This window comes from Megasphaera intestinihominis (assembly GCF_040096415.1).
Lineage (GTDB): Bacteria > Bacillota > Negativicutes > Veillonellales > Megasphaeraceae > Megasphaera > Megasphaera intestinihominis.
This window is the reverse complement of the sequence record NZ_JBBMEU010000087.1, coordinates 1-7,516: the sequence shown is the minus strand read 5'-3', so window position 1 is coordinate 7,516 and position 7,516 is coordinate 1. Positions and strand designations below refer to the sequence as shown.

The 7,516-nt window shown below is 52.0% G+C and carries 5 protein-coding genes; 1 reads left to right on the top strand and 4 read right to left on the bottom strand.

What is annotated here, in order from left to right:
* Positions 1 to 66 precede the first annotated feature (66 nt).
* Positions 67 to 2,226 carry an ornithine decarboxylase gene (gene speC, locus WMO23_RS10450; protein ID WP_020724080.1) on the bottom strand — a complete coding sequence of 720 codons (2,160 nt, stop codon included), beginning with the start codon at positions 2,224 to 2,226 and terminating at the stop codon, positions 67 to 69.
* Between the two features lie 393 nt (positions 2,227 to 2,619).
* Here speC and WMO23_RS10445 point away from each other — a divergent pair, with 393 nt between their 5' ends.
* The gene (locus WMO23_RS10445; RefSeq protein WP_302491405.1) at positions 2,620 to 3,825 is read left to right on the top strand and encodes a Fic family protein; all 1,206 of its coding nucleotides are present in this window, start codon (positions 2,620 to 2,622) and stop codon (positions 3,823 to 3,825) included.
* Positions 3,826 to 4,398: 573 nt separating this feature from the next.
* Here WMO23_RS10445 and WMO23_RS10440 read toward each other — a convergent pair.
* The 3 genes from WMO23_RS10440 to WMO23_RS10430 all read right to left on the bottom strand — a co-directional run bounded on the left by WMO23_RS10440 (position 4,399) and on the right by WMO23_RS10430 (position 7,405).
* Positions 4,399 to 5,571, bottom strand: coding sequence for an acetylornithine transaminase (locus WMO23_RS10440; RefSeq protein ID WP_303267899.1), 1,173 nt, complete (start codon positions 5,569 to 5,571; stop codon positions 4,399 to 4,401).
* Between the two features lie 182 nt (positions 5,572 to 5,753).
* Positions 5,754 to 6,662: an acetylglutamate kinase gene (gene argB, locus WMO23_RS10435; RefSeq protein ID WP_036201164.1), complete on the bottom strand. Its 909-nt coding sequence runs from the start codon at positions 6,660 to 6,662 to the stop codon at positions 5,754 to 5,756.
* A gap of 17 nt (positions 6,663 to 6,679) precedes the next feature.
* The gene (locus tag WMO23_RS10430; RefSeq protein ID WP_349174017.1) at positions 6,680 to 7,405 is read right to left on the bottom strand and encodes an arginine biosynthesis protein ArgJ; all 726 of its coding nucleotides are present in this window, start codon (positions 7,403 to 7,405) and stop codon (positions 6,680 to 6,682) included.
* Positions 7,406 to 7,516: the final 111 nt, after the last annotated feature.

The window sequence follows — 7,516 nt, the reverse complement described above, 5'->3', positions numbered from 1 at the left end:
GCCCACGTGGCGACCCCTACAGTGAAAAAAAGAGAGGCTGTCTTAATACGACAGTCTCTCTTTTTTTCACTCTTTCAGCACATACCCATAGGCGTGGATGCGTCCATCGTCTTCTTTTTCCAGATAGACGCCCTGGATTTCCGAGGCGAAGCCCGGCAATTCATTGAGGCCTTCTTCCAGGGCCTTGAAATACTGGACTGCCGTATGGGACCAGCGTTCGCCCGGGACGACGCAGAGGACGCCCGGCGGGTACGGCAGAGCGCCTTCGAGGGCGATGCGGCCTTCGATTTCATCGAGGGGCACCAGCTCACCCTGGCCGCGGATGAAAGCGTATTGCGCATCCTGGGCATTCATGGCGTATTCCGGCAAGTATTCCCGACGGAAGAGTTTCTTCTGCAGGTCCTTGACGTTCCGTGCCTTATAGAAATCATGCATTTCCTGACAGAGTTGGCGAATCGTATAGCCGGCGTAGCGGTCCGGATGTGAGTTGTAGACGCCGAGGAGGACTTCCTGCATGGGGACATCGTGGTCGACGAAGCGTTCAAAACGGACCAGCTGGGACACGAGGAGGCGCATCTTATTCTTATTTTCAGCCGGTGTCAGCAGGAAGAGGATCGAATTCAAATCACATTTTTCCGGGATGACGCCGTTACCGCGAAGGTACGTCGCCAGGATGTTGGCATGGATACCAAAATCTTCGTACTGTCCCGATTCAGCGTCGATGCCCGGTGTCGTCAATAACAATTTGCAGGGGTCGACGAGATATTGTCCCGGCCCGTATCCTTCAAAAGCATGCCACTTGGCATCCGGTTCAAAGGTGAAATAGGCCAGGTCGTTGGCCATGTCATCCGTATTGCCATCCTGCCAGGGCTTGCCGTAGACCGTCGGTGCCACGAACGGCCGGATATAGTGGCAGCGGCGCAGGATATCCTTGCGGGCTTCGATACCCATTTTCACGCAGTCCATCCACATCTTGCGGCCAGCCGCACCGGCATGGATTTTGGCGTTGACAGCGATAGTGGCGAACATGGGATAAAAAGGACTCGTCGACGCATTGGCCATGAAGGCATTGTTGAAGGTCTTGTGGTTGCAGTAGCGGGGCTGGTTATGGATATGGTTGTCCTTCTTATGGATCTGCGAAGCCTGAGAAAAACCAGCCTGCTGCTTATGGACCGACTGGACAACCATGATACCCGGATCGTCTTCATGCAAATCGAGGAGCAGCGGCGAGTAGTCCTTGAGCATGGGAATGAACTGTTCATAGCCGACCCAGGCCGAATCAAAGAGGATGTAGTCGCAGAGATGACCGATGCGGTCGACGACATAGCGGGCATTGTACAGCGTCCCGTCATAAGTGCCGAGCTGGATGACAGCCAAGCGGAAAGGCCGCTTGGCCTTGGCTTTTTCCGGATCCCGTTCGGCTGCCAGCTGGCGCAGATACGTTTCATCGAAACAGTGGGCGTCGATGCCGCCGATGAAGCCATAGGGATTGCGGGCCGTTTCCAAATAGACCGGCGTCGCCCCGGCCTGGATGAGAGCCCCGAGAGCGACGGACTTGTGATTGTTGCGGTCATAGAGAACCAAGTCGCCAGGCGTCAGCAAGGCATTGGTGACGACCTTATTGGACGACGAAGAGCCATTGAGGACGAAATAGGTCTTATCGGCATGGAAGACTTCGGCTGCAAAATCCTGCGCTTCCAAAGCCGGCCCTTCGTGGATGAGCAAATCACCGAGGGTCACGTCGGCATTACAGATATCGGATTGAAAAATATGAGGTCCATAGAAATCATAAAGATAGCGTCCTGCCGGATGCTTCTTGAAAAACAGGCCGTCCTGATGGCCCGGGCAGTCAAAAGGCGTATTCTTTTCACTGACGTAATCGACGAGGTCGGCAAAAAACGGCGGCAGCACAGCATGTTCATAGCGGCTGGCCAGGCGTTCGGCCGTCGAAATACAGCGGCTCTTATTGACCATTTCTTCCGTAAAGACGACATCGACCTTGTCGATATACTGGTCCGGCATCTTCTCGCCGCCCGGCATGATGACCATGATGGGAATACCGAATCCCGTTTCATCGATCTTGTCGATGTAGGCAAAATCCTGGTCCGAAATAACCGCTACGGCCACATCGGTGAAATCCGTCTGCTCAACAGGCACGATTTCCCGGTCGCTGTCAACGAAATAATACTGTACATCAAAGCTGTAAGCTATCTTCAAATGTTTCATATGTCTTCTCTCCCTATCCTCTTCCTTTGCATTGATATTTTAATAAATACAGCCCTATTGTACGCAATTCCCCCATGAATAGCAAGAAAAATATTTCGCAAATAGTACATTGGGGCCTAAAAAGCCGTTCATCGTAGGTCGTTCGTCGTTCATCGAATATGGGGCCTGACGGCCCCGCCGGTCGCAGGCCGCCAAAGGCGGTCTGAGAGGTTAAAGGTCGCCCCCTACGCACATGGCCGTTGGCCGTGTATTTTTTTGCGAACTGCGACCTGAGCTCTATACTGGTCATATTATCAATTGCCGAGTATAATAAAAGTGTAACCTCAAAATTTCCATTTTTTGAGGTCTCAGAATCATGAGATAGCAAAAATCGCTTTTTTTGAGGTAACTGCCATGAAATATGAATCCCTGTATTCACTCTATTACAAAGACAGCCAAATATGGGAAAAAGTATATCAGGAACGGTTTCACAGCCCCTTTAGCCGTCATTTGCCTTTGGCGATAAAACAGTATCATCGTCGGCAAAGCCATCCTGCTTTTTTCTGCTATACCGAAGAAATCGCCTTATCCTTGGAAAAAATTGCCAGCGAAGTCATGGACTGTCTTGACATTATACATCAAGTTCCACCGGCCGCTATCTCGCAGTTTTTGCATACGTCCCTAGTTGATGAAATCAAATCGACCAATGACATCGAAGGCGTGCGCAGTACGAGGAAAGAAATCTTGACGGCTTTTTCCGTCCCCGAATCGGAACAGTCATTTTACCGTCTGGGCAGCATCGTCAACAAATACATCAAAATCATTCAAAAAGAATACATCCCTTTAACTACCAGCCAGGATATCCGCCAGCTTTTCGACGATTTTCTGGCCGATGAAATTAAACGAGATGACCCCAAAAATCTCCCTGATGGGAAAATCTTTCGTAAGGATCGTGTCGACATCGTCTCACCGGCACAAAAAACTATCCATCAAGGAGTCTATCCGGAATCAGCTATCATTCAAATGATGGACGCAGCCCTCGATGTGCTGAATGACAAGACCATCCCTTATTTAATCCGTGTTGCTATCTTTCACTATTTCTTTGGCTACATCCATCCTTTCTATGATGGAAATGGCCGAATGGCGCGATTCATCACGTCTTATTTGTTGGCATTGCATTTACATCCCGCAATAGCCCTGCAAGTTTCTATCTTAATCAAAAAATACCGCAAAAGATACTACGACCTGTTTTCACATACCGATGCCGACATCAATCGCGGAGATTTGACGCCCTTCATCATAGGAACCTTGAAATTCATCGAACAGGCCACGCTTTTCACACACCATACACTCAAACATAAATATCAAACTTATCAAAAAGCCAAAGAAAAGCTCACCCAAACGCCGTCCTTGTCAACGAAAAATAAAACCACCGCTGCGATTTGCGATATCCTGCTACAAGCGGCTATCTTTTCCGACATCGGCGTTTCCGTAAAAGAAATCATAGAAACCCTAAACATTTCCGAAAACACAGTCTACAATCATCTGAAAAAAATTCCTGAAGAATATCTGTGGATAAATAAAGAAATACGGCCATACCGCTACCAATTGCGGTTATAAGGGCCTGACGGCCCCGCCGGTCGCAGTTGGCAGTTCGCATGCCGCCTCGGACTCAAATGCCGCTTCGCGGCAACAGACTCAGAATGACGACATCGCCTCGAGTGCCCCTTGGCTCGTCAAAAAATAGTGGCTCGTTGTTCGTGGCTCGTAAAAACTTACCATTATACTCGGATCGGCTGTGACCAAATATCGCAGCGGGCCGCACAAGGCTCCCTTTATAGGGGAGCTGGCCGCCAAAGGCGGTCTGAGAGGTTAAAGGTCGGCCCGCTACGCGCTGAGGGCTTCCCGAAGCGTCGTTGTTAGTTTGAGTCTGTCGCGGCGGAACGCCGCATCTGAATCCGCGAGAAAGGCCGTGGTTCATTATTCGTGGCTCGTAAAAACATACCCATTATACTCGAATGGGCTGTTATGAAATCTCTCTGGCGGGCTTCCCACGGGAAGCCCCTACAGTTCGGCCATGGGCCGTGTGTATTTTTACGAACGGCTAACAGCTAGCTGCTGACTGCCAAAAAGGCGCTGTCGCATGTGCGACAGCGCCTTTTTCACTACAAACTTGATACTGCAAACTATATTCTATTTATCGATGACTTCCTTGACGATGCTGATAGCTTCTTTCAATTCATCCCAGGGGATGTTGAGCGGCGGCAGGAGGCGCAGGAGGCCGTTGGCCGTGAGGACGAGGACGCCGTGGTCGACGCAGCCTTCTACGACGTCCATGAGGGCTTTATTCTTGAGGGTGACGCCAATCATGAGGCCCATGCCGGATACGTGGTCGACGTGTTCGCACTGTTCCAGTTCTTCTTTGATGTATTTCCCTTTTTTCCGGACTTCTTCCATGAGGGCGTCGTCGAGGCGGTCGATGATGGAAATGCCACCGGCCGTACAAATCGGGTTGCCGCCGAAGGTCGAACCATGGGTATGGTCGGTCAGGGTATGCTGTGTCGAATCGGCGAACATCGTAGCCCCCAAGGGCAGGCCGCCGCCGATGGCTTTAGCCGTCGAAACGATATCGGGCTGGATGCCGTAGCCCATGTAGGAATAGAGATAGCCCGTCCGGCCATTACCGGTCTGGACTTCGTCGACGATGATCAGGATATCGTGGGCATGCGCATATTCTGCGACCTGCTGGACATATTCTTTGTCGAGGGGATGGACGCCGCCTTCGCCCTGGACCATTTCCATCATGATGGCGCAGACGTTATTTTCTTCGCAGAGCCGCTTCATATCGGCAAAATCATCAGGTTCCGCATAGACGAAGCCGTCGACGAAGGGCCCGAAGTCTTCATGGAGCGAGTCCTGGCCGCACGCCGTCAAGGTGGCAATGGTCCGGCCGTGGAAGCTGTTCTTCAAGGTGACGATGGTATAGCGGCCGTCACCGTATTTGTCGTGCGAATATTTGCGGGCCGTCTTGATGGCACATTCATTGGCTTCGGCACCGGAGTTCGAGAAGAAGACCTTCTTCATGCCCGTCTTCTGGCAGAGTTTTTCGGCCAGGACGGTCTGGGGTTCCGTAAAGAAGACGTTGGAAATATGGCTCAATTTATGGAGCTGCGCTTCAACGGCTTTGATCCACACGTCGTCACAGACGCCGAAGATGTTGACGGCAATACCGGCGCTGAGGTCGATGTATTTCTTGCCGTCCACATCATACAAAATTGCGCCTTTGCCGTGGTCCAATACGGCACCGACCCGGTTGTATACATTGACGATATATTCTTTATCAAGGGTTTTATAATCTTCTGCCATTAGGAGATTCCTTCTTTCTTATAATATGGGAGCCTGACAGCTCCGCAGGCCGCTCAAAGAGACCGTTTTTCGTTCGTAGTTCATCGTTCATCGCGATGGCTTGGTATTTTTAACTCCCATACGATGAACGAGGAACGACCTACGACCAACGAAAAAAATTTATTTTCATGTGCTAGTCGCATTTATTTGCCGATTGAATAGTGCCCTACGAACATGGTCCCTAAACCTTCTTCGGTGAGCATTTCGATGAGGATGGCATGGGGAACCGTGCCGTTGATGATGAACACGCGCTTGACGCCGGCCTTGATGGCATCGGTGCAGCACTGGACTTTGGGAATCATGCCGCCGGCGATGATGCCGTCGTTTTCCAGCTGCCGCGCCTGGTCGAGGGTGATTTCCGTGAGCAATGAATCGGGCTCGTCCTTATCTTTGAGGACACCGTCGATATTGGTCATGGACAGCATACATTCTGCATTGAGGGCACCGGCAATCTTGGCCGCTGCCGTGTCGGCGTTGATGTTATAAGCCTGGCCGTTGGTGTCGGTCCCGATGGTCGAAATGACCGGGATATAGCCTTTATCCAGGTTATCTTTGATGATGGAAACGTCGACGTCGGTAATGCGGCCGACGTAGCCCAGTTCATCGCTCTGTTTCTGGACTTTGATCATCTGGTCATCGATGCCGCAGAGGCCGATGGCTTTGCCGCCGATGGTCCCGATGAGGTTGACCAGGTCCTTGTTGACCTGACCGGCCAGGACCATCTGGACGACTTTCATCGTTTCTGCATCGGTGACGCGCAGGCCGTTGAGGAATTTCGATTCCATGCCCAATTTATTGAGCGTCTCTTTGATGTGCGGGCCGCCGCCGTGGACGAGGACGACCTTGACGCCGATGAGGTTCAAGAGGACGATATCGCCCATGACCGATTTCCTCAGGTCTTCGTTGATCATGGCATTGCCGCCGTATTTGACGACGACGATTTTGTTGCTGTATTTCTTGATGTACGGCAGGGCGTTCATCAAAATCTGCGCCTTCTGGGCATTGGTTACGGATTTGACATCTTCCGAGACGAGTTCGATTCGTTTAAACATTACAATAGATTCCCCCATTAACTGCAGGCCTTCAAGGAATTTTGGAAGCCTAATTTTTTCAATAACTGTTCCAGTCCATCAGCCAGTGCCTCCTGACTGCACGGGCTGCTGCCGGCCATGCCGTTGGCCATGACGATGAACGTAAAGTTTTCCATGTCGATGGCCGCCTTGGCCTGAGCCAGGGCGCCTTCGATGACAGCACTGCCGGCCTGGGCATCGGTCATGATGACACATAAGCCGTCGCTGTCGGCCGTACCGTCGGCGGCGACACCGCTCAGGGAACAGCCGGGCGTCCCACTGGACAAGGCTACCTGATAGGCCGTGACATCGCCGGCATTATCCAGAACCGCTTCCAGCGGCTGGCTGTCGGTCCCCAATCCTGCCGTCAGCGTCTTTAGGCTGTGGATGAGCAGGGACGGGCGGAAATACTGGCCTTTGGCCCCGCTGGCGACCAGGGCGATATCGTCTGGCGCTTCATCCATGCATTTCCCGGCAGCCTGGCAGACTTCCTGAGAAATCTCATGGCCCCGCGGCCCATCAGGAAGGGCCGTACCGTTGTGCAGGAGCAGTACCTTACCGGACTGAGTCATCAGGCCCTGACTCGTGGCGGTAACGATGGAGCAGTCGCGTCGGCTTACGATCATGGCGACATCCAATTTCACACGGCTGCTGCATAATCCACTGTACGTACCGGCAGCCTGAAATCCTTGCGGTACGCTGAGGCTATCATAAACCTGACTCATACTGACTCCACCTTTCATCTGATTCATCTAATACTGTGAACGTACTCCCGCCTATAGAGGCGGGAGCTTCCTGCTTCAACGAGAACAGCGCCACGGACTCCAAAGAGTTGC